The 22,631-nt window shown below is 33.6% G+C and carries 23 protein-coding genes and 5 pseudogenes; all 28 read right to left on the minus strand.

Going from position 1 to position 22,631, the window contains the following annotated elements; all coding sequences use genetic code 11:
• Window position 1 precedes the first annotated feature (1 nt).
• The 28 genes and pseudogenes from ACPWTF_RS13025 to ACPWTF_RS13160 all read right to left on the minus strand — a co-directional run bounded on the left by ACPWTF_RS13025 (window position 2) and on the right by ACPWTF_RS13160 (window position 22,539).
• Window positions 2-373 (minus strand): 3-hydroxyacyl-ACP dehydratase, encoded by a 372-nt coding sequence (locus ACPWTF_RS13025; protein WP_201999172.1) that lies wholly within the window; start codon window positions 371-373, stop codon window positions 2-4.
• Window positions 374-378: 5 nt separating this feature from the next.
• Window positions 379-991, minus strand: a pseudogene (locus tag ACPWTF_RS13030) (outer membrane beta-barrel protein).
• A gap of 2 nt (window positions 992-993) precedes the next feature.
• Window positions 994-1,590, minus strand: coding sequence for a porin family protein (locus ACPWTF_RS13035; RefSeq protein WP_095930630.1), 597 nt, complete (start codon window positions 1,588-1,590; stop codon window positions 994-996).
• Window positions 1,591-1,627: 37 nt separating this feature from the next.
• Entirely contained in the window at window positions 1,628-2,263 is a 636-nt protein-coding gene (locus ACPWTF_RS13040; protein ID WP_427871445.1) for a hypothetical protein, read from the minus strand.
• Window positions 2,229-2,855 carry an outer membrane lipoprotein carrier protein LolA gene (locus ACPWTF_RS13045; RefSeq protein ID WP_427871447.1) on the minus strand — a complete coding sequence of 209 codons (627 nt, stop codon included), beginning with the start codon at window positions 2,853-2,855 and terminating at the stop codon, window positions 2,229-2,231. Before ACPWTF_RS13045 ends, ACPWTF_RS13040 begins: the two co-directional genes overlap by 35 nt.
• 282 nt (window positions 2,856-3,137) lie before the next feature.
• Window positions 3,138-3,827 (minus strand): polysaccharide deacetylase family protein, encoded by a 690-nt coding sequence (locus ACPWTF_RS13050; protein WP_427871448.1) that lies wholly within the window; start codon window positions 3,825-3,827, stop codon window positions 3,138-3,140.
• Between the two features lie 92 nt (window positions 3,828-3,919).
• Window positions 3,920-4,981 (minus strand): beta-ketoacyl synthase N-terminal-like domain-containing protein, encoded by a 1,062-nt coding sequence (locus ACPWTF_RS13055; RefSeq protein ID WP_427871449.1) that lies wholly within the window; start codon window positions 4,979-4,981, stop codon window positions 3,920-3,922.
• Window positions 4,981-6,178, minus strand: a pseudogene (locus tag ACPWTF_RS13060) (beta-ketoacyl-[acyl-carrier-protein] synthase family protein). Before ACPWTF_RS13060 ends, ACPWTF_RS13055 begins: the two are co-directional and overlap by 1 nt.
• A 138-nt stretch (window positions 6,179-6,316) precedes the next feature.
• Window positions 6,317-6,574, minus strand: coding sequence for a phosphopantetheine-binding protein (locus tag ACPWTF_RS13065; RefSeq protein WP_111378796.1), 258 nt, complete (start codon window positions 6,572-6,574; stop codon window positions 6,317-6,319).
• A 2-nt stretch (window positions 6,575-6,576) separates the two neighbouring features.
• On the minus strand, window positions 6,577-7,194 hold the full coding sequence (locus ACPWTF_RS13070) for a 3-oxoacyl-ACP synthase (protein ID WP_198855005.1): 618 nt from the start codon (window positions 7,192-7,194) through the stop codon (window positions 6,577-6,579).
• Window positions 7,195-7,235: 41 nt separating this feature from the next.
• The gene (locus ACPWTF_RS13075) at window positions 7,236-7,703 is read right to left on the minus strand and encodes a hypothetical protein (RefSeq protein ID WP_427871450.1); all 468 of its coding nucleotides are present in this window, start codon (window positions 7,701-7,703) and stop codon (window positions 7,236-7,238) included.
• Between the two features lie 89 nt (window positions 7,704-7,792).
• Window positions 7,793-8,933 (minus strand): annotated as a pseudogene (locus ACPWTF_RS13080) (beta-ketoacyl synthase N-terminal-like domain-containing protein).
• A 160-nt stretch (window positions 8,934-9,093) separates the two neighbouring features.
• Window positions 9,094-9,543: an acyl-CoA thioesterase gene (locus tag ACPWTF_RS13085; protein WP_427871451.1), complete on the minus strand. Its 450-nt coding sequence runs from the start codon at window positions 9,541-9,543 to the stop codon at window positions 9,094-9,096.
• Window positions 9,518-10,801 (minus strand): ABC transporter permease, encoded by a 1,284-nt coding sequence (locus tag ACPWTF_RS13090; RefSeq protein WP_427871452.1) that lies wholly within the window; start codon window positions 10,799-10,801, stop codon window positions 9,518-9,520. The genes ACPWTF_RS13085 and ACPWTF_RS13090 overlap by 26 nt, the downstream gene beginning before the upstream one ends.
• Window positions 10,791-11,489: an ABC transporter ATP-binding protein gene (locus tag ACPWTF_RS13095; protein WP_008465897.1), complete on the minus strand. Its 699-nt coding sequence runs from the start codon at window positions 11,487-11,489 to the stop codon at window positions 10,791-10,793. Before ACPWTF_RS13095 ends, ACPWTF_RS13090 begins: the two co-directional genes overlap by 11 nt.
• 63 nt (window positions 11,490-11,552) lie before the next feature.
• A pseudogene (locus tag ACPWTF_RS13100) lies at window positions 11,553-12,550 on the minus strand (BtrH N-terminal domain-containing protein).
• Window positions 12,551-12,955: a hypothetical protein gene (locus ACPWTF_RS13105; RefSeq protein ID WP_379795021.1), complete on the minus strand. Its 405-nt coding sequence runs from the start codon at window positions 12,953-12,955 to the stop codon at window positions 12,551-12,553. It abuts the pseudogene before it with no gap.
• Between the two features lie 316 nt (window positions 12,956-13,271).
• On the minus strand, window positions 13,272-13,739 hold the full coding sequence (locus ACPWTF_RS13110) for an ABC transporter permease (RefSeq protein WP_427871453.1): 468 nt from the start codon (window positions 13,737-13,739) through the stop codon (window positions 13,272-13,274).
• A 9-nt stretch (window positions 13,740-13,748) separates the two neighbouring features.
• Window positions 13,749-14,177, minus strand: coding sequence for a hypothetical protein (locus ACPWTF_RS13115; RefSeq protein WP_427871454.1), 429 nt, complete (start codon window positions 14,175-14,177; stop codon window positions 13,749-13,751).
• Window positions 14,177-15,310, minus strand: coding sequence for a beta-ketoacyl-ACP synthase III (locus tag ACPWTF_RS13120; protein WP_427871455.1), 1,134 nt, complete (start codon window positions 15,308-15,310; stop codon window positions 14,177-14,179). Before ACPWTF_RS13120 ends, ACPWTF_RS13115 begins: the two co-directional genes overlap by 1 nt.
• Window positions 15,311-15,327: 17 nt before the next feature.
• On the minus strand, window positions 15,328-16,230 hold the full coding sequence (locus ACPWTF_RS13125) for a dialkylrecorsinol condensing enzyme DarA (protein ID WP_427871456.1): 903 nt from the start codon (window positions 16,228-16,230) through the stop codon (window positions 15,328-15,330).
• Between the two features lie 138 nt (window positions 16,231-16,368).
• Window positions 16,369-17,269 (minus strand): annotated as a pseudogene (locus ACPWTF_RS13130) (lipid A biosynthesis acyltransferase).
• Entirely contained in the window at window positions 17,270-17,524 is a 255-nt protein-coding gene (locus ACPWTF_RS13135; protein WP_177211448.1) for an acyl carrier protein, read from the minus strand.
• Complete coding sequence (locus tag ACPWTF_RS13140) at window positions 17,517-18,752, minus strand: beta-ketoacyl-[acyl-carrier-protein] synthase family protein (protein ID WP_427871457.1); 1,236 nt, start codon at window positions 18,750-18,752, stop codon at window positions 17,517-17,519. The genes ACPWTF_RS13135 and ACPWTF_RS13140 overlap by 8 nt, the downstream gene beginning before the upstream one ends.
• A 176-nt stretch (window positions 18,753-18,928) precedes the next feature.
• A complete protein-coding gene (gene fabG / locus ACPWTF_RS13145) occupies window positions 18,929-19,660 on the minus strand; it encodes a 3-oxoacyl-ACP reductase FabG (RefSeq protein WP_111378968.1) in 732 nt (243 codons plus the stop codon).
• Between the two features lie 94 nt (window positions 19,661-19,754).
• Window positions 19,755-20,585 (minus strand): WG repeat-containing protein, encoded by an 831-nt coding sequence (locus tag ACPWTF_RS13150; RefSeq protein WP_427871458.1) that lies wholly within the window; start codon window positions 20,583-20,585, stop codon window positions 19,755-19,757.
• 63 nt (window positions 20,586-20,648) lie between these two features.
• Window positions 20,649-20,978 (minus strand): WG repeat-containing protein, encoded by a 330-nt coding sequence (locus tag ACPWTF_RS13155; RefSeq protein ID WP_427871459.1) that lies wholly within the window; start codon window positions 20,976-20,978, stop codon window positions 20,649-20,651.
• Window positions 20,979-21,018: 40 nt separating this feature from the next.
• Window positions 21,019-22,539 carry an HAL/PAL/TAL family ammonia-lyase gene (locus ACPWTF_RS13160; protein WP_427871460.1) on the minus strand — a complete coding sequence of 507 codons (1,521 nt, stop codon included), beginning with the start codon at window positions 22,537-22,539 and terminating at the stop codon, window positions 21,019-21,021.
• Window positions 22,540-22,631: the final 92 nt, after the last annotated feature.

Raw genomic sequence — 22,631 nt, forward strand, 5'->3', positions numbered from 1 at the left:
ATTATATTTTTTTGTACACATTACTCAATTTAAGAGCAGTTGTGTCGTTAAAGTAAGTCGTGTTTTTCACTTTTACCAAACCGTCTTCAGTTGTTGTAACATCCAATTCCAATCGCAATTCTGGAGTAACCTCTGGATTAATCAGCGCCATGAATTTTACATTTGCCAAAGACTGGATCATCAGCGAACTTTTGGTAATAGATTCTGTAAGTTCTTTGATAATCTGAATCATACAAACACCAGGCATAATTGGATTTCCAGGGAAATGTCCTTTAAAAACCTCGTGTTTTTCGTTGACTAAAATTGTAACAGTATATTTTGAATCAGATACTTTTTCTTCTGATAGTATTTTATAAAAATCTTGTAAAATCATATTTTTTATTTTCCAAATGAATAGGAAACCCCTAACTGAAAATTAATATTTGTGTTATAATCTCCAAATAAATAATGGTTATTGGAGTCGTTTTGATAATAATCGCTGCTTAAAACATCAAGCAGTCCTTTTTTAAATCGAGCTTCAAATGTCAAACCTGAAGGTAGGGCATAAGCGACTCCTAAAACCAAACCAAGATCATTTTGTGCTTTTCTAACCGCAAGATTATCATTCAATAAAATATCTAATGTTGGTTAGTGCTTGAAACTGAATTCCTTGTGGCAACGTAAACTTATTTATCATAGAAAGAGACAAATAGTTGATGTCAAGATCTAAATGTTCTACTTTATTGGTCTGTGTATTTTCATCAAAATAATTTCGCGCAACATTATTAGAACCTTGTCTGCTGTAATTAATTTCAGGCTGAAGGGAATAAATTCTTGTTATCTTAATTTCTGTAAAACCACCAGCATAAAAATCAGTTTTATAATCGGCGTGCATTTCAGAAATAGTAGAAAAACTAAATCCAGCTCTTAAACCTGGTTTAACTGATACTTGCGCTTGTATATTTAAAAGCGAGAAAAAAACAGCAATAAAGAAGAATATTCTTTTATTCATTTTTATTTTGTTTTAAACGTATAACTAATTCCGATTTGGAAAACTTGATTTAAGATTACATCATTATAGTAATATCCATTATTGTCATAATCATATCCGTTATAACCGTAAATATCAATTAATCCTTGTTTAAGTCGAGCTTCAAAAGTTAAACCATTTGGTAAAGTATAACCAAGACCTCCAACAAATGCAAGATCAAAATCTTCAGGATTAGTATTTATATAATTATCACTAACTTTTAAATCTAATGATGGTCCTGCTAATAAATGAAAACCTCCACCTCCAAAGTTAAATTTTGCAACCGCTCCCAGTGTTATATAATTCAACTCATACTTTTCAGAATAATAACGGCCGTTTTCAAAATATCTTCCTTCATCACCTTGTCTGGAATAATTTATTTCTGGCTGAACCGAGAAAAATTTATTGAATTTAATATTTACCAATCCACCAACATAGAAATCAGTTTTAGAGCTATTATCATCAATATTCGTTAATGTTGATACATTCAAACCACCTCTTAGTCCTGGACTAACTTTTACTTGCGCTTCTGCTTGGATTCCGATTAATAAAACAAATGCAATTAAAACAAATTTTCTCATTTTGGGCTTGGTTTAAGTTTAGGATTAGTTTAAGTTTTTATTCTGATTTGAAATAATTCAGTTCGATTTTCAATTTTATATTCTGATGGATTATCTGAATCCTTTCGGCAAAAATATTGTTTTCTGAACTGAAAAGCAGTGTAAATTTTTCTTTTGTTTGAGAAGCATGGACGATCTTTTCTAATTTCTGATCTTTTTTGGAGATAAAAATGTAATTGTCGCGTTTGCCATCTGCCGATTTGTAAATGTCATCCGATTCGTTTTCGAATTGTTCCTGAATCGAATATTCTTTCTTTAAAAGCAATCGGAAATCTTCTTTTAAAGTATTGATCAAGATTTTTCGATCTAATTCTGATACAATAGAATTGACTTTAAAATCCGTATCTGAGATTTCAAAATCCATTAATTTGTTTCCGAATTCGGTTGTAAAAACTATTCGATGCGTAGTGTCATTTATTTTCTTGGCAATAAAAATTCCAGACAATTCATTTCCGTAAACAGTAATGTTGGTTTTATAAACATAATCGGTTTTTGAGTCTGAAAAATACGGAACCGTATAAGACGTTTTGTCTAATTTTTTAGGCGTATAATTTTTTGTGACCGAGCCACAAGAAATTAATACAATTGCCAGAAAGCAATTAATTAGTAAAAACTGAATCGTCGATTTTTGCATTGATCACTTTATTTTTAAGTACAATTCGGGTATAATCTTCAGATGATTCTAACAATTTTACCTGAACAACTGTTGCTTCTTCTTTGTCAAAAGTCAGTTCGATTTGTTTGATGTATTTTTTCAGCGTCGCATCTTTCGGAACAAATTTTGCCAGATTCTGACCTTTCAATTTAAAATACGAAATCGTAAATTCTTTATCATCAAACATATTGCCGCTTACGCTACCCACGATCAATTTATTAATTCGGGCAAAGATTTTACTGTTTCCAATATCAACAGCACTTTTCTTTCCTTCATCGTTAATTAGGATTTTTCCGTTCTTGAAAGTAATGCTATAGTTGTATGGTTTTTTATATTGCCATTGAAGTAAAGCTGGTTCTTTAAAAACCATTTTTCCTGAAGTTTCAATGTCTTTTGATAAAAAATCTAAATGTTTATACTGAACAAAATCAGTCGTCAACGTCTTGATTTTTTTGGCCACCACATTTACGTCTTGTTTAAAAGAAGCAATTTCGGCATCGGTCATTTTTTGTTCCTGAGCGAACAAATTGCCTGAAATAAATAGAATGAGTAGTGCTATTTTAGTTTTCATATTTTATAATATTGTGCTTAATTTTTTTTGCCACAGATTAAAATGATTTCCACAGATTACTATTTATTGAATACTTGTAAATTTTATTAAACACATAGAGACATAGGTTTTTATGTGTATAAAAGAATATAAAAAAGAAACAGGTTTCTAACACATAGCACTATGTGTATTTAAATAAGTGAAACGCCTTTTTTTAAGCATCCTAAATCTATGTTTCTATGTGTTAAAATTTAAATTATAAAAATCCGTTTTTATCCGCGTCTTCGCGAAAGCGAATCTGTTTTATCCGCGTTCAATTTCATGAGCATTAAGTTTCAGTAATTCTTCAACAGAAATCACTTCATAATTATTTTGCTGTAAAAATTGCAAAAACTGTTCCAGTACCAAAACAGAATGTTTGCCTGTATCATGCAAAAGTACAATTCCGCCGGGAGATATATGCTTAATTAACCGATTGAAAATTAATTCCTGATTTTGGGTTCCTCCATCAAGCGAACGAATATTCCAGCCTATTGTTTTATGTCCGGTTACTTCTAAAGCTCTTCTAATCGAAGGTGTCGTAACTCCATAAGGGGGACGAAAGAAGTTTATTTTTTTGGAAGTGAATTTTTCCAGAAGCGCGTCTGTTTTCTGAAGTTCTTCGGTTATTTTTTTAGCATTATAAAAATCAAAAAACTTAGAATGTGAATAAGAATGATTTCCAACTAAATGACCATCGTCAATTATTTTTTGGAGAATTTCAGGATGAGTTTCGATGTTTTTTCCAATGCAGAAAAAAGTCGCTTTAGCATTGTATTTTTTCAGAAGTTCCAAAACTTCCAAAGTGTAAATACTTGGACCATCATCAAAAGTAAGCGCAATTTTTTTTTCGGTTTCTAACGGATTACTGCAAAAAGCTTTTACATGATAATTGGAAGAAATTCGTGCAGATCCAAAAGCATTTATTCCGATCCAAACGAGAATTATAACCACAAACCACAGAAAATGAATTGCGTTATACAGATTCAGGAGAAACAATAAAAGCAATAAAAAGATAAAAAACAGGGATATGTTTTTGTGCGTTATCATTTTGACAGCAGCGTAAAACTATGGTTTTTTCCGTTTAATTGATTGTATAATAAAATCGTTTTATACTCTGATTTTTCAACAGCATTTACTTTTGTAATTTCAGGAATTTCCTGAGTTTTCAAAATTTTAGAAGCCATCCAAAAAGCAAAAGCCGAAGCTGTATCGTATTCGCCGCTCAAATGTTTGTAATATAAAACAGGAGTTTGGGCAAACGAATTTTCAGCAAGATTTCTATAATAATTCTCAAAATCGACATTTCCGTCAAAACCTAAAACAAGAGCATCGACATCTGAAATTTCTAAATCATTTGATTTTAAGAACGAAATAATTGCTGCTTCAACTTCATTTTCTTCCAGCGTATTTACAATAGCAACATCTAGAAGTTCAGCATAAGTGTTTTCTTTTCTTTCGTTTTCTAAAACAAAAAAATTGGCGCCTTCACCATAAACAGCTCCACTTGTTGTAGAATTTAAAACATCGTATGGAGCAGTATTATCTGCTTTAATGCGACCGTTTAGTTTAAAAAGCGAAGTCGTATAATCGCCATTTTCATCAACCCCGCCTACTAAAATCGAATTGGCTTCGTCTTCTTCAATCTGCATTTTAGCATCAATAAGAGCGGACTCAAAAGAAACTGCTCCGTTTACATACGTAAAATTATAACCTTTACATTGCTGTAAAAGGGCAATCTGCGCTCCAACGGTATTATGAGTAGACTGAATGAAAGAAGTCGGAGTTAAAAACTCTTCGTTATTATCTAAAATACTTTTTAAGAATTTTTCAGAATCTTCAATGCAGCCTAAACCAGTTCCTGTGATAATCGCATCGACTTTTTCAACATTAGCATCTTTCATAGCTAAAGCAGAAGCTACGATTCCGTTTTTTACACCTTTTGCCATACGGCGGCTGGCAGCAGGCGAAATATATTCTTTGTATGCTGGCGGAACAATTGCCAATACATTTTCGTCATGATTCACAACAGCTTCTTCCAAAAAAACAGTATCAAATGTTTTTTGAGTCGAAATACAGCCTACTCCATTTATATAGGTCTTCTTCATTAGCTTTTTGAAAATATAAGAGTGGAACAATTTCCTCCAAAACCAAAAGAGTTGGATAAAACGTGTTCGATAGTTTTATTTTTTAATGAAGTCTGTGGTTTCAAATCAAATTCTTCCATCGGAACTTCAAAATTCAAATTTGGATAAACCACATTATTCTGAATTGCCAAAACACTGTAAACAGCCTCAATCGCAGCTGCAGCAGCTAATGTATGTCCGGTAAAAGGTTTTGTAGAACTGAAATCTGGAACTTTTTCGTTTTCATAAATTCGGAGCAAAGCTCTTCCCTCAGACAAATCGTTATTTGGCGTTGCTGTCCCATGAACATTGATGTAATCAATTTCAGAAGGTTTTAAACCAGAAACTTCAAATGCTTTTTTCATGGCCAAATAAGCACCATCTCCGTTTTCTGAAGAAGCGGTTTGGTGAAAAGCGTCATTTGCATTTCCGTAACCCGAAACTCTTGCCAAGACTTTTTTGTTTTGTTTTGCTACAATTTCATCCGATTCTAAAACTAAAAAGAGCAGCTTCTCCAAGATTCAATCCTTTTCTGGTGTTGTCAAAAGGTTTGTTATAATCGTCAGATAAAATCATAAGAGTCTTAAATCCGTTGATAGTGAATTTAGCCAAAGCATCGGCACCGCCCACAATTACGCGATCCAGTTTTCCCGTTTTGATCAATCTTGCACCCAACATAATCGAATTGGCTGCAGACGAACAAGCCGTACTAATGGTAGTTACCATTCCTTTTAAGCCTAATTCTTCAGCAATTTTTTCGGCAACATCGCCGCCATCGTGGCAAGTAATGTACTTGATCAATTCTGGTTTTTCGAAATAATCGTAATAATGTCTTTCCGTCATGTCCATTCCGCCTACACTTGTAGCCGAAATAAGTCCCGTTCTAAATTCATTTATATCGGTAATGCCGGCATTTTCAACAGCTTGTCTTGCTGCCAAAGTGCCAATCATAGCGGTTCTGGAGAAATTATTATTCTCATTTAATTTCAGTTCATCAACAAGATCTTCATTGGTTTTTTTGATTTCGCCAACTTTGATAACATCTGCATGAACAGTCGAAATATTTTGAATACGAGAAACACCGATTTTGTTTTCAATCAGGGAAATATAATTTTCCTCAACCGAATTACCAATCGCAGAGATAATTCCCATTCCCGTTATTGCAACACCTCTTGCCATTTTAGATTTTAGATTTATGATTTTAGATTCTTAGAACTTTGTCAAAGTTTCAAACTTTGACAAAGTTGACGGATTTTTAAACATTTAAAATTTTAGATTCAGGATGGAATCTAAAATCTAAAGTCTAAAATCTGAAATCTATTTAGTTCTATTTGCGCTAATGTAAGCCGCCATAGTTTCGATAGACTGGAAAATAGATTTCCCTTCTTTCGGATCTACTAATTTAATTCCGTAATCTTTATCTAAAATCACGATCAATTCAAGTGCATCAATCGAGTCTAAACCTAAACCGTCTCCAAACAAAGGATCGTTATCAGCAATATCTTCTACTGCAATATCTTCAAGGTTTAAAGTTGTTATGATTTTATTTTTTAATTCTTCTTTTAATGCTTCCATGATTATTTATTGTATAATGTATTGATAGTCTCGTTTGTATATTTTGCATTTTCTTCTGTACTAATTGTACATAAAAAAGCTTTATAATTGTCGTTAAAATATTCTACCCAACCGCACAAAACTACATCTGCTTTATTCGTATTCAGAAGAATATTCGAATAATTCGACATAAATTCGGTGTTAAAGGTGTCAAATATAAAGAAAGAATTTTCACTTTTCAGCTGATGACGGATACTTATTTCGCCCAAACAAATATTTGGCAGCGTATAAACAAAGACCGCCGGACTCGGATAATAGTTTTCTTTGTCTGAAATAGATTCCTGATATTTTACATCGGTATCCAAACTTGACGATTTATTGGCCAAAACTAAAGCAATATTATTTTCCTGTTCCGTTGATGTAATCGGACTCAAAAGCAATTCTGAACCTAAAAAAGCCAGTTTGCTCAAAGCATCCATTTTGAAAAACTTTGGATATTGCATTTCAAAATTACGATACGCTTGTTTCGAGAAATCAGCAAAATCTGTTGGTTCAATTTTGAATACAGAAGTTCCGTTCAAAACAATTTCGTTGTTTTGGATGGTGATGTAGGATTGTATGTAGGTTTTGTTTTGAGTCATTTGTAATTAATTAGTATAAAATTTATACTGAATTAGTGATTTTAGATGTTCTTCATTTTTTCATTAATGATATCATTTAATGGCTTAATGAAATAATCCTCATTTTCCTTTTCATCTTCTATATTGTAAAGATTTTTTATTTTCTCTTTCATCTGTATAAAGAATTCTAAGGAGATTTTTTCAAAATTAATCAGATTGAAGGCGGCAAATAAATTTTCATATAAATAGCGTAACTTTTCTTTATCATTAATTTTTAAAAAAATACAACAATAGAGATAATCTTGATCTATGTATTTATTATCACCAAATATGATTTCATCAGCTAATGGATATATCGTTTTTTCATCCCAATTAAAAATTTCCTTGGAAAATCTTTCACTATCAGTTTCACTTAAAACGTTGATAACATCTCTGATTTCAGGACGAACAATATATTCCCAATGACCAACTTCTCTTTTATTAAGATTTCGCTCAATATATTTTTTTAGGTATGTAATATCCTCGTCCATAATTTCATGAATTTTAAATATATTGAACTTGTAAGATTTATTTACAAGTTGGATTTTTGAACTGTTCGGAATTTCCGAACAGTTCAAATTTATTTTATTTTCTCAAAAACCACAGCCGTATTACAACCACCAAATCCAGAAGCCGTTTTCAGGAAATATTCAATTTTCTTTTCTTCATTTTTCTCAATCACATTGATAGTTTCACTAACCCCAATTTCATCAAAACCTTTCGATTCAAAAAGTTTATTTTGATTAGCAGATTCTATCGCAATTACGGTTTCCAATAACCCCGAAGCGCCTAAAGTATGACCGTAAAATCCTTTTAAACTATTTATGGGAACATTTTGTAAATCTAAACGAGTTAGAGCGATCGCTTCCATTTCGTCATTGTAAGGCGTTGCAGTTCCGTGTGCTGAAATATAATCTAATTTGTTGGCTTCAATTTGTGCTTCTTTCAAAGCATTTTGAATGCTTCTGAACAAACCTTCACCTGTTCTTGAAGGTGCCAGAAATATGATTCGCATCGTTTATCGAACTGTCGCCAATTACTTTTATTTTAGCGTTTTTGGCATCCGTCGAAACTAAAACTGCTGCTGTCGCTTCGCCTAAACTTACTCCAGTTCTGTTTTTAGAATACGGTTTGCAAGGCAGTTCGCTCATCGCTTGGAATGCATTAAAACCAGACAAAACAAATTCTGAAACTTCATCTCCAGCCACCACAAAAACGTTGTCATAAAGTTCAGATTGAATCATTCTTTTAGCAACAGAAACGGCTAAAATTCCAGAAACGCAGGCATTTGAAACTACAATGGGTTGAGTTTGGAATCTGAAGAAATCGGCAACGTTTTTAGCTAAAACATCTAAATGTCCGTTGTTAAAACTTTCTTCAGAATCATTTGCCAAAGCGGTAACATTTCCTTTTGTGGTAGAAAGTATAAAAGCTGTTTTTGAATTTAATTCTACATTTGAGTTTTTGATAATCGGCTCTAAAGCCAAAATCATCATTTTCTCTAAACGGGAATATTTGGTGTCAGTACTAATTTTTGAAAAAGCACTATTTATTTTTTCATCAGAAATAATCGAAGCATAAAACGGATTCGGCATCAAAGAAACATCGTTATGAAGCTGAATTCCAGAATCGCAGCGAAGAATGGCGTTGATATTAGATTCAACGTCAAAACCTAAAGGTGTGATGCAATTCGTTTCTGTGATGTATATTTCTCTTAACATTTTAAATTTCGATTTCTCCTGCAAGGTTTTTAAAACCTTGTAGGTATGTTTTATTTTAAGCTTTATCTGAAAAAAAGTTTCACGCAGATTTTACAGATTTAAGCAGATTTGCACAGATTCTTTTTATTTTTAATTCGTGAAAATTCGTGTAATCCGTGTTTTATTTCAACAACCCCACTTTTCGTTTCCATTCCTCATAAAAAGGCGGATTGGTTAGCATTAAATTTCCTGCTGCATCTAAAAAAACCTGAGTGGTTTCGCCTGTGCAGGCTACTTCTCCTTTGTCATCAATAATTTTAAAACGGTAAATCATTTTAGCTGCAGGAGTGTCGACAACTGTTGTTTCTATCGTTACCACATCTCCATAACGTAAAGACAATTTATGTTCGCACGTCGATTTTACAATTGGCGTTGTATAACCAGTCGCTGCAATATCCAGATACGTAAGTCCATGCTGGCGGCCAAATGCTTCACGTCCATCTTCGAAATAGGTGATATAATTGCCGTGCCAAACAATTCCAAGCGGATCTGTTTCGTTAAAACGAATCCTAATTTCATGTGTAACGGTTAGATCTGTAGCTTCTTTAAACTGCTCTTTTCTTTTTATCATAAAATAATGCGATGGAAGTGGTAATAATGAAAAACAAAAATAATAAACTTATTCTTGGTATGATTTCGACGAAAGAAACGTTTCTAAGTAATACATCGTAAAAAGCTTCTAAACCCCAGTTCATTGGAGATGATTTTGCGATATATTGCATGATTTTCGGCATAGCAAAAACAGGAACCCAAACACCGCCAATTGCTGCTAAAATGATCACACTTGTAGCACCAAAAGGAGCCGATTGTTCTTGAGTGCTGGCCACAGTTCCTAATAAAATTCCGAAGCCGATGGCGGCAAAACCTGAAAATAATGCCACAACACTTGTCAATACAAAATGACCTTCGATATTTAAAGAAGGCAATCCGATTGATGGAAATAGGAATACTGCCACGGCAACCATCATATAAAACTGAATCATACAGATGATCGAGTAGGTGATGGTTTTTCCAATAATGACAACCAGATTAGAAACCGGATTGGTTCTTAATCGAACAAAAGTTCCTTGTGATTTTTCTTTAACAATATTGATAGATAACGGAATTACAATAAAAAAGATTGCAAAAAGTGTCCACGCTGGAACATTGTGCTGAACTGAATTTGGACGAACTTCTTTGTTGTTGATTCTCGGAATTATTTCTTTGAAAGTAATAAAGTTTTTTTGCTCAAAATCGATGGTTTCTTCTCCTAATTGTTTTTGAAAAGTGCTGTAAATCGATTTGGTTTCAATCTGCGAAATCATTTTGTCGATTGTACTCATTACGGCATTTTTGAAACTCATCTGAACCGCTGGATCAAAATACAGTTTTACTTCTTTTTCTTTAATAACACGCTGAGGTTCGGCAGCAGAAGTGCTGTCAGTCAATCCTAAATTGCTCACAATTTTCTCTACATTCTGATTTACTTTTTCCTGCAAATCGGAACTTAAGTTTTCTGGAATTACAATTGCCAATTGAAATTTTCCTTTGTACACATTTTCTTTGGCAATTTCTTCGGTAATCGGTTTATTGTCAATTTGGGTAACAACCGTAAAATATTTGCTTTTTTCTAAATTTTCAAAAACGGTTTTAGAAACAGATCCGTGGTCTTTATCGACCAAAAGAATCTGAAGTTTAGAATCGGTTACAGCTTTAAAAGTGCTGTCTTGAATTAAGGTTACAGCAATTACCAAAACCAAAGGCATGATAAATAAAATAATCAATCCGCCTAAATCTCTTTTTAGCAAAAGGAATTCTTTTACTACCGACATCCAAATTTTATATATCATCTCTCAACGCTTTACCAGTTAATGAAATAAAAACATCTTCTAGATTTCGGGCATCTTTTGTAGATTCAATTAATGCCGACGGAGTTGCTTGTGCGTAAATCTGTCCTTGATCTAAAATGGCGATTTGAGAACAGAAATCTTCGGCTTCAGCCAAATGATGAGAAGTATAAATAATGGTTGTTCCGTTTTGGTTCAACACTTTCAGATAATCGATAATGGCAGTTTTAGAATGCACGTCCACACCAACTGTTGGTTCATCCAAAAACAAAACTTTCGGATTATGGAGAATTCCGGCAATCAGATTGACACGTCGTTTCATTCCGCCCGAGAAAGTCTGAACTTGTTTGTCGGCAAATTTCAGTAAACCTAAAAGATCCAGAGTCTCGATTACTTTATCTTTTAAATCAGAACCTTTCAAGCCATACATACTTCCAAAATAGAGCAGATTTTCTCTAGCAGTCAAAGTCGGATACAAAGCATATTCTTGAGGAACAACGCCTATGATTTTTTTAATTTTCGAAGCATGATGCTGATAGTCTAAACCATCAATTGTAAAATGTCCAGAAGTTGGCTTTACCAATCCGCAGAGCATCGAGATTAAGGTTGTTTTTCCAGCGCCGTTTGGGCCAAGCAAACCAAAAATCTGGCCTTCATTTATATTTAGCGAAACGTTGTTCAAAGAATACATTTCTGCATTTTTGTACTTTTTCGAAAGGGATTCTATTTGAATGATAGATTGCAAAATATGATTTTAGCTGATGGCTTTTTTTAGTTTTTTGAAAAAGATTTCTTCTCTATTGGCAATGTCCAAAAGTTCATCGGCAATAGTGTTGTAAGCATCTTCTTTGGCACTTCTGTTTTTGTAAATTCGTGAAGCTTCAACAGCAAAATCACGCCATGAATCTCCAATTTGAGTCATTTCTTTAGAAAGTGCTTTCAGTTCTTCGTTACCCAAAATAACAGAAGCTTCCTGTAAAAAGCTGCATAAATAAAACGGAAACCACCGCCGCCGGTTCCAATTTCTTCTTGCATACGAACCATTTGAGCCAGGTAATGATTGGCTTTTCTAACGCCATGTTTTTTAGGCCATTTACGAATCTGGCGAGAAACCATTTTGATGCCGCGAACACCAACAATTGGCATTGGCGCCAGCATATCTCGACACGTATTTTTGATTCCTTTAATAATGGCGCTTTTTAAATCGACTTCTTTCGGAATCTGAATTGGATAGTACATTTGTCCGCGAGGCGCAAAAGCTCCTTTGGCAAAACGTACTTTATTCATGTCTTCGTAAGTTAAAGTCGTAACGGTCTCCATAACAGGATCGCTCACTAAATATCCCGTTTCGGTTTTTCCGTAAACGACTAAATTGTGCGCGTTGAAATGAAAACGATATTCGTCTGGGAAATAACTTAAATTGTAAACGCCAACCTGTAATCCTGTTGGAATATTATTTTTTAAATTTTCGTCTAAAGCTTTATTGGCACTTGAAATAGAGGAAAATTTTTGTCTTTTTATTTTTAAATTTAAACGGGTCGCCACTTTATTGAAAATCTGTCCTGGCAAAGTTCTATAACTGATTGCTGGTGCATGATTCACTTTTATAAAAGGCAGATAAACAAAGAATAATCCAGAGCCAATACCAAAAACCATCGGTTCGCTAATGTTTAGTCCGCTGTTTTTTAGCAGATTTGACGCTACTCCATTCTCGCAATGAGCAGACTGATGATGTGTGAAAGTTAATTCCATTTATTTGGTAATGCTGTTTTTTAATTCTTCGATTGATACTCCAAAAGTATCAGCATATTTTTTCAGGATTTTATCGTTTAGTTTGGCAAAAACACTTGGTTTAAAATGTCTTTTTACGCGCCATTTCCAAAACCCAACATAGCTGGATAATATGTTAAGATCCATTTTATTGACTTCCATAAAATACACAATCGGACTTGCTTCACCATTTAAAACCTGTTGTTTGGCATCGGCAATTCGTTCGTTTATTTCATCAATAGAATTTGAAAGGGCAATTGTTTTCGGTTCCCAGCCCGTACTTAATGTTGTGGTATAATTGCCATTTTCATCAGTTGCGTACAAAAGCTCTTTAACGTTGTTTTTCGTTAAGTTGCTTTGGTCTTGTGGTACATTTTCTTTTTCCATATTGTTAATTTAATATATTAGGAAACATATAGACTGAAATTATGTATAGGCTAATTATTAAAAATCCAAGATTTGTAAAAGCTAAAATTTTGTTTTTCCTTAAAAATAAATCAACCATTTCTATAAATAATACTATATTAAAAATAAGTACTATAACAGATATTATCATTACCATTGCTAAAGCACCAGCGTTATGTTTATCTCCTTTTTCTACAGAAAAGTGAGAAGGCCAAAATACCAAATTAAGAAAACTAAACCAAGTAAAAGAGCCAAAACACCGATTCGAGTTCCTAGATGTAAAATGATTTTTTTTGGATTATCCAACCGAGATTGTTTTCTGAATGAACAAATTAATTTCACATTCTAAGAGTATCTGGTCTTCCAATAAGCTTTTACAGCTCATTGTACACAAAGTATAATCGTCGCCCACAAATTTAGAAACCAGATTGGCTTTTGTTATGATCGTATCGCCAACCTTTGGCAATGCATGAACTTTTACACTTTTTAAAGCGCTGATAAATCCAATTACATTTACGTTTTCATTTTCGATTCCGTTGTCGTCAAAAAAGTATTTTTTTCCAACAATTGCAGAACAAGTCTGTGCTGTATTTTCGATTAATCCCGCTTCGATAAAAACATTATTCTGAATAAAAATATTGTCTTTTTTTATCAAAAATATAGTTTCTACAAAGTTGGCATCTATATCCAAAATCAAATCCACCATAAGCATTGGTGCTCGGTGCGGTAAATAATTTTGTATGTCAACAGCAGAAGTAGTTTTCATCGATTGCTTTTATTTTGCCAAAACGGTTTTCATTTGTCCTCTGGCAATTTCTTCATTATTTAAAGTCGTAACAATATCTACTAAAGTAATTCCTGCAAATTCCTGTAGAATCGTTACTTCAGTTTGAATAGTATCGTTAAGCTTTGGAAGTTTCTTAATATCAATTTCTTTGATGGAACCAATATAGCCCGTTGGAGCAATTTCGTTTTTCAAAAAATATTGATATCCCGTATGCAATGCCACAGACTGTGCCATATGTTCTATTAATCCAGCTTCAAGAAAAATATCGTTTGATACAAAAATATTTTCGCGCTGAATTTCTAAACCCGAAACCAACGAAGTTTCAGAATAAGAATGCATAGCGTCTACCATCACAAAAGGAAACTTTTGAGGCAGTAAATTTTCGACCATTTCTTTTTCTAAAAGCATTGTTTCCATTAACAAACCGTTAAATAGGCATACGCAAAAGAGAATCTTCCGCTTTCTGGAACAGATAATAAAATTTTATCTCCTTTTTTCAAATTCCCTGAACCCATCAATTCTTCAAGAGCCAAGTAAATAGAGGCAGAGCCAACATTTCCAACTCGAGAAAGGTTCATGAACCATTTGTCATCGCTCATTCCGATACCTTTTTCGTTTAATCCTTTTTTCAATCCTTCAACAAAAAAGTTTGAAGAAACATGAGGAATAAAATAAGTAATATCTTCCGATTTAATATTGTTTTTATCCATGGCGTCTTTCATGCTTTGGGCACCTTTTGACAGGATAAATTCATCTAATAATTTAACGTCTTGTTTTATTGAAAAAACAGATTCGTTCAGCCATTGTTCTGGCGAATAATCGCTCCAGCCTTTAATTTCACCATTTTCCAATTTATCACCTCCGGCATACATACAGGTTTCTAATTCGTACGCATACGAAAAAGCTTCCATCCATTCGATTTTTAGCGAAATTGGTCCTCTTGGTTTGTTTTCCAAAAGAAAAGCTCCAGCGCCATCTGACAGCATCCAACGAAGAAAATCTTTTTTGAATGCAATAATTGGCTGTTCTTCAAGGCTTTTTAAATTATCGGCCTCGTGATTGTATTTTTGAGCATTTAGCCAAGTAGAAACTTTTTCTGATCCTGTGCAGATTGCATTTTTTGAATTTCCAGATTTAATAGAAAGAAAACCAAATTTAAGAGAGTTCATTCCAGCACAGCAAACTCCTGTTGAAGAGTTTAATTCTACCGATTTATTTTTTAGCAGACCATGAACCATCGCAGCGTGCGAAGGCAGAAATATGTCTGGAGTTGAGGTTCCACATGAAAGTACTTCTAAATCTTGAGGCGTAAAATTTTCGTCGAATAACGGTAAAATGGCATTTTTGGTTAATTCGGCATTGCTGTGTGTGCTTTTTCCTTCTTTGTCAACAGCGTAATATCGGCTTGTAATTTTATTGTTGCGCAAAATAATGCGTCTTGCTTTAGAAGCAGTATCATTGATAAGGCCCAAGTAGGCTTCCATTTCGTCATTTGAAACGGCTTCGTTTGGCAAATATTTTGCAGCTTTTGTAATATATACTTCAAACATAATTTAAATTTCGTCTTCTAAACTCCCTGATAATATTGAGTTTCCTTTTTTATAGATTTTAACTTAAGCGGATAGGTAATAAGGTGCAATATATACACTATTGGTGAGATTAACCATATCGCAAGGAATAAATAAACATTAAATACTTTAAGCAGCTGTTTTCGGTTTTTTTGATTTTTATAAATGATATTTGACCATTTATTAAAAATTTTGTTGGCCGTTTTATCAACCGTTACTAAATACGAACTTATTTTTACAGCACCAGCATGGACTAATTTGGGCTGTAATTGCGCTAAATTATTTTGCTGTAAAGAATCCAGCATGATTTCTCCAAACTGACTCGATTCTTGTATGTCTTTTTCTGAAACTCCAGGAAGCGGAAAAATACCTAAATATTTTTTCTTAACTCCAGAGAACATCCATTCTACAATGGTGATTACACTTATTAAATTTCCAACACGGTCTACCAAAGCTACGTTTCCGACCAAGTTAGCATTGGCCTTTCTTAGCAAAACTTTGATCTTTTCCTGAGCCATAATCCACATGTTTCTTGAACCGCTGATGGTAATAACAGGAGTATTGTTTAAAATTTTCTTGGTATCTTCACTTTTCAAAAATGAATTGATTGGAATAGAAGGAGATAGATACCAAACCTGATAATGAAATAATACTAAATCAAATTTTGTGTTTAAAATTTCCTCAGGAACAGGTTTTAATGCAGTCGGAATCTGTAAAAACGATTCTGGAAAGGCATCAAAAAACGATTCTTTGTTCCAAGGAAAAGGAAACGGTTTCTCTAATTGTATTTCATGAAATGTGAGATTTATTTCTTCTGAATCTAGAAATGGTTTTGCAATATTTCTTGCAATAGATTCTAGCTGTCCAGATTGCGTATAATAAATTACGAGAACATTTTTCATTTTAGGTTTTTGGGCTTTGGTGGTCAGCAAAAATAAGTAAATTTATTTAAACGAATTTTCTTATTTCGACCAATGACATAGAATTCCCAATTTTTTGATTTATTGAAAAAAACTAAACCGAAAAGTGTTTGTTTGATACTATTTTGGCAATGAATTTTTGCTTTCTAACTGCTTCCAGAAATCAAAATAATTGAACCATTGCAAAGGATATGTGTGCAGAATGCTTTCAACACTTTTTACATATTCCTTCAAAAGCGCTTTTTCGTCTCGGTGTTTTACTTCGGCTTCTCTTGCGTACAAATGATAATGAAGATTGGGTTCTTTCATTACATAAACAAAAACCACAGGAACTTTTAATCGTGAAGCAATTAAAAATGGAACCTGCAGGAAAATTGGCTTCTTTGCCCAAAAGGTTTTCAGAAAGCGATTTTGTTCCTTCAAAATAACGATCGCCTGTAAAGCAGATTAGTTCATTATTGGCCAAAGCGGCATTGATCTCAAATATATGAGATAAATCTTCTTTGATGATAATAAATTTTACAGTTGGTTTTTGAGAAACGCTTTCGAGATAATTCTTAATGGCAGAATGCTCTAAATCTGTTGTAACCAAATTGATTTGGAAATTAAGATCAATATCTCCCAAAAAATGTTCGGCAATTTCAAAATTTCCGACATGGGCACTAATTAAAACACCGCCTTTTTTCTCGGCAAGTAATTTTTTTAGTGTTTCTATTCCGTCAAATTCGTAAGTAAATTTGTTTCGCATTCCTGCCGAAATAGAAACTTTATCAATAATGGTCTGTCCAAAAGTATAGTAACTTTTGAAAACCATTTTTTTGGATTTGAAATAGGAGTATTGCAGTCTTTCTTTAAAATAATAGAAAATGGCTTTGTTGCTTTTTCTTAGAAATAAAAAATAATAAGACGCAACAAAATAAAGTAAGACATAAGCCGCTTTGACACCCGCTTTTTGAATTAAAAAAACGAATATTTTATAACCTAATACAGTTCCTTTGGATTTACCATCCCATTGACTCATTTAAGCTGATTTGGCTTTTATTTTAGTTTCGATTAAGTCATAAAAACTTTGAAAATCAGAAATTCCAACAAAATCTGCTTCCACTAGTTTTACACCAAAGTTTGCCTCTATTGAAACGACTAAATCAACATAATCCAGACTGTCTAACCCAAGTGTATCTTTCAAATTAGCATTTGGTTCAATGTCGTCACTATCAACTTCAAATTCATCAACTAAAAAACCATTAATCTTTGCTATAATCTCTTCTTTATTCATTGTTCAATTTAAACTTTTTAACCACCAACGCAGAGTTGGTTCCTCCGAAACCGAAAGAATTGGACAAAAATATGTCAAATTTTTTGTTTAACGTAGTTTTAACTAAATTTAATTTTGACGCATCTTCATCTGGAGTTTCCAAATTGATGTTTGGCGCGATAAAATCGTGCTGCATCATTAGGATAGAATAAATGATTTCGCTGGCTCCTGCCATCCAGCATTCGTGGCCAGTCATTGATTTTGTAGAACTTACAGGAGGATTTTTTTCTCCAAAAACTTCAAAAATGGCTTTGGCTTCATTAGCATCGCCAACAGGTGTTGAGGTTGCATGAGCATTTATATATTCAATATCTGAAGCTTGTAATTTTGCATCGTCAAGTGCACGTTTCATTGCTGTGGCTGGTCGTTCTACGTTTGGTGTTGAGATATGTCCACCATTTGATGAAAATCCGTAACCGCCAATTTCTGCAATGATATTGGCACCACGCGCAATGGCAGATTCGTAACTTTCTAAAATTAAAGTTGCGCCACCACCACTCGGAATTAATCCGTCACGTCCAATATCAAAAGGTCTTGAAGCCTTTGTAGGATCGCCTTCTCGGTTAGAAAAAACGCCCAATCCGTCAAAACTGCTCATGGCATATTTGTTGATTTCCTGAGCTCCGCCAGTTATAACAATATCTTGGAAACCGCTTTTGATTAAAAAATAAGCCAAACCAATAGAATGAGAACCGCTTGCACAAGCCGCACTTACAGTAAGATTGATCCCGCGAAGTTTAAAAATCGTCGAAAGATTCATCGTAACCGTAGAATTCATCGATTTAAAAATAGCGCCAGAACCAATAAGAGCGGTGTCTTTTTTCTCGCGAACAATATCTGTTGCGTCAATAATTGCTTTAGAAACGCTGTCGTTTCCGTACATAATACCTACTTCGCGTTCGTCAAAAAAAGCATCATCAATGTTAGCGTTTTTTAAAGCTTCTATAGTGGCCATATAAGCATATTCGGTTTCTTCACCGATGCTCATACGTTGTCTGCGCGTCAATAAATTTTTAAGATCGGCTTTCGGAACCATCCCTGTTAAGGCCGACTGGAAACCAAATTCTTTACGTTCAGAATCAAACTGAATACCAGATTTTCCTTCGTATAACGAATCTTTTACTTCGTCTAAAGAAGTTCCGATACAAGAATAAATTCCCATTCCAGTAATTACAACTCGTCTATTCATCGTCTTTCAAAAGTAATTTTTTATCCTTAAAGTGTAATTTTTTAATCTTGCCACAAAGGCACTAAGGCACTAAGTTTTTTTAAAGTTTTTTTGCTTAAACTTTGCGACTCTGTGTCTTTGTGAGCAATTTTCTATGTTTAAAAATCTTTAAAATAATCTCGCAAACATAGTATTCTTTAAGAATATATTCCGCCATTTATGTTGATAATTTCTCCTGTAATATAGCTTGCTTTTTTAGAAATCAAAAAGCTTACCAAATCTGCTACTTCTTCGGCTTCGCCAAAACGGTTTACCGGAATTAGTTTTAATAATTCTTTTTCGTCCAATTGACTTGTCATATCGGTTCTAATAAAACCAGGAGCGACAGCATTTACAGTAATATTTCGTTTTGCCACTTCTTGTGCTAATGCTTTTGTAGCAGCAACAATAGCACCTTTTGCAGCCGAATAATTGGTTTGTCCTGCAGTTCCTTTTACTCCAGAAACCGAAACCATATTTACGATTCGGCCGTATTTGTTGCGTAACATTTTTTGAATGAAAAACTGAGTCACATTAAAGAAACCGTTTACACTTGTATTCATAACGCCATTCCAGTCTTCTGGTGTCATCCACATAAAAAGACCGTCTTTGGTGATTCCAGCATTGTTTACAATTGCTTCAACCAATTTCTCAGGATTTGCTTCCTGCCAAGCAGTTAAAACATTTTGTACGTTTTCAAAATTAGAAACATCAAAACCTAAGATTTCTCCTGTTGCGCCTAATTTTTGTACTTCTTGTAATGTCTCTTCGGCAGCTGTTTTATTCGAATGATAATTAATTAGAATATGATAATCGGATTCTACGGCTAGTTTTTTACAAATCGCACTTCCAATTCCTCTCGAACCGCCTGTTACTAATACACACTTCATTGATGTAGGGTTTATTTTTATTCATCATAAATGAAACCGCTTTATAGAATGCGATTTCATTTATGCAAATGTCTAATTTATTTGGAGATAAATATTATTTCTTTTTTTTCGGTGCTGGTTTTGCTGTTGTTTTTTTTGCTACCGGTTTAGTTTCTTCTTTTGGTTTTTCTGCTGGAGCAACAACAGGTTGAGGTTTTTCTGTACTTTTAGAAAACAGTTCAGCGTTTTCAAACCATTGGTTGGCTAGAACGGTTCCGTCTGATTTAAGAAATCCCCATTTTCCTTCGTTTTTTACGCGGGCAACGCCATCAATAAATCCTTTGTCCTGTTGTACAAACATTGCAATAATAGCATTTGCAGTAATCCCGTATTGAGTTGGAATAACCAATTTTCCAGATTCATTTATAAATCCCCAATTGCTTTCTTTTACAGGAGCCAGACCGTTTGTACTAAAAACTTCTGCGTCGCTGTAAGTTGGTTCAATAACAAATTTTCCTTCTGGATTAATGAATCCCCATTTTTTTCCAACCAAGACTGGAGCTAAATTTTTTGAGAACGCTTTTCCTTTATCATAAATAGGAAGAATGGCCCAATTTCCTTTTAAATCGATGTAACCAATTTTTCCGTTTTTCTTAGCAAAAGTCAAATCTTGAGTTTCAAAATCCCAGATTTTTTCGGCTCCGTCAACCGGAATAAATTTTCCACCGCTTACCAATCCGAAAGTTTTATCTTTTTTAGCCCAAGTTGTTCCTTTAAAATAATTTCCTACTTCGGCATAAGCTGGTTCAACCAATTCTTTTCCGTTAGTATCAATAATTCCCCAGTTTTTGTTCAGTTCTACTCTGGCGTAACCATTTTCAAAAGGTTTGATTTGATCGTATTTTGGTTCTAAAACAACATTCATTTTGTTGTTGATTAACCCCACTTTATTGTTTTGTCTGAAGAAAGCAACTCCGTCATTAAAATCAAATACTTTGTCCGTAGTTGGTCATTTTTGGATTTCTCCTTTTGTATTAATATAAACCCAGTCTTTCTCTTTTTGTACAACTGCGATTCCGCTGTTAAAATCTTTAGCATCTTTAAAATCTGCTGGAATTACCCAAGTTCCTTTTGCATCGATAAATCCCCATTTTCCGCCATTTTCTACAGCGGCTAAACCTTCAGAAAAACTTCTGGCAGATTTGTACTGAGGTTCGATTTTAAAAGATCCATCTTTAGAGATATATCCAATTTTAGAATTTTTCTTAACTAATGCTAATTCTTGACTATTAACAAATTGAATGCAGCTTAGCAATAAAAAAACAAGTGACTTTTTCATGATTTTAAGATTCAATATTAATACTGTAAAATAAAGATTTTTAACTGTTGATCAAATAATCTTTTACTTTTTGAACAAAAGGATACATTACTTGGTCTTCCTTAAATTCTGGAATTATATTTCTGATATCGTCGTACCATTTTTTAGTTGTAGACGAAATTTGATCTTTTTGTTTCAAATAATCAATTGCCTGAACAATTGTGATTAATTCGATTGCTAAAACTTCAAATGAGTTTTCAATTACTTTTGATGTAATAACCGCAGCATTGGTTCCCATACTTACAATGTCTTGATTGTCATTGTTGTTTGGAATACTGTGCACATACATTGGGTTAGACAGCATTTGGTTTTCGGCAGTTGTTGAAGTCGCAACGAATTGAACGCCCTGCATTCCGAAATTAAAACCTAATGTTCCTAAATTTACGAATGGAGGAAGAATTTCGTTGATTTTTGAATTCAATAAATAATTCAATTGACGTTCTGCCAGCATCGTTAATTTGGTAATAACGATTTTCAATTTATCCATTTCTAGCGAAATATAATCTCCGTGGAAATTTCCGCCGTGGTAAACGTGTTTGTTTTTTACGTCTATAATTGGGTTGTCGTTTGCCGAGTTAAATTCGTCTTCTAAAATAGAAGCTACATTATTTATAGTTTCTAAAACAGGCCCTAAAATTTGAGGAACACATCTTAGTGAATAATATTCCTGAACTTTTTCTTTGAAAATTTCTTCGGTGTTTTCGCCAGAATATAAATGATCTTCTCTTTTACGGATCAAAGTACTGTCAGAAAGATTTTGTCTCATTCTTTCGGCAACTTCTTGCTGTCCTTTATGACGTTTGGTTTGGTTTAATTCTGCTGAGAAATGATCATCATAAGCTTGAACCAATTCGTTAATTGCACAAGAAGCTTTTAATGACCAGTCTAGTAATTTTTTTGAATAATGAACATTTACCACTCCAATTCCTGTCATTACAGAAGTTCCGTTGATTAATGCCAGACCTTCTCTAATTTCTACTTGAATTGGTTTTAAACCTTCAATTTCGAAAACTTCTGCCGTTGGGCGTCTATCTCCTTTATAAAAAACTTCTCCTTCGCCAATTAAAACCAAAGCTAAGTGTGATAATTGTACTAAGTCACCGCTGGCACCAACACCGCCGTGCTCAAAAATTAAAGGCGTAATATCTCTATTGATTAATTCTGCCATTAAATGAATAACAGAAGAATGAACTCCTGAATTTCCTAAAGAAAGGGTATTTAATCTTGCTAAAATTGCTGCTTTTGCGCACTCAGCGTTTAAAGGTTTTCCAGTTCCGGAAGAGTGGCTTCTAATTAAGTTATATTGCAATTGAATTTGATCCGACTCCTTAATTCTATATTGAGCCATCGGGCCAAAGCCAGTATTTACTCCGTAGATTACTTTATTTCCTGAGAATTCTTTTAAGAAATTAAAACTTTCGTTTACTCGATTTTGAACCACATCGCTTATGGCAACTTTGTTTTTTCCAAAGATTATGGCTTCAAATTCTGCTAAACTTAGATATTCATTTATTGTATTCATCAAATCGTTTTTGGTTGCGCTAATTTAATTTTATTTATCAAAATAAATGTAGTTATTTTGATGATGGCAAATGTAGGTTAATTAATGATAAT

This window comes from Flavobacterium sp. MMS24-S5, assembly GCF_050320125.1.
Taxonomy (GTDB): Bacteria; Bacteroidota; Bacteroidia; order Flavobacteriales; family Flavobacteriaceae; genus Flavobacterium; species Flavobacterium tyrosinilyticum.